The 517-nt window shown below is 67.1% G+C and carries 1 protein-coding gene; it reads right to left on the bottom strand.

Going from position 1 to position 517, the window contains the following annotated elements; genetic code table 11:
- Positions 1-517 (bottom strand): efflux RND transporter permease subunit (locus C9414_RS21120; RefSeq protein WP_258182662.1); only part of this gene is annotated, 517 nt, incomplete at both ends.

Genomic DNA, 517 nt, shown 5'->3' with positions numbered 1-517 from the left:
CCGCGAACGGCACCGCCCAGCTTTCATACAGCGCGGCCAGGCACAGGAACACGAACAGCAGCGAGATGGCGTACAGCATCGGCGCCTGGTTGCCCGACAGCTGTTCCTGGTAGGCCATGTCCGACCAGGCGTGGCTGAAGCCTTCCGGCAATGTGTCGGCCAGGCGCGCGATCTCGGCCATCGCCTCACCGGAGCTGACGCCCGGCGCCGGCTGGCCGGTGATCTCCATCGCCGAGATGCCGTTGTAGCGCTGCAGTGCGGCCGGTGCGCTGGTCCAGTGCGCGCTGACCAGCGACGACAGCGGCACCATCTGCCCGGTCAACGGCGAGCGCAGGTGGAAGTAGGACAGCGCGTCGACCTCGCCGAGCAGGCTCGGCGCGATCTCCAGGATCACCCGGTACTGGTTGGTCTCGGTCTGGAACTCGTTGATCTGGCGCTGGCCGAACGCATCGTAGAGCACCTGGTCGATGTCATTGGCGGTCAATCCGAACCGCGCCGCAGCGGTGCGGTCGATCTG

It is taken from the genome of Bacillus sp. Nf3 (assembly GCF_003028545.1).
In the GTDB taxonomy this organism is placed as follows: Bacteria; Bacillota; Bacilli; order Bacillales; family Bacillaceae; genus Bacillus; species Bacillus safensis.
This window is presented reverse-complemented; position numbering and strand designations above follow the sequence as displayed.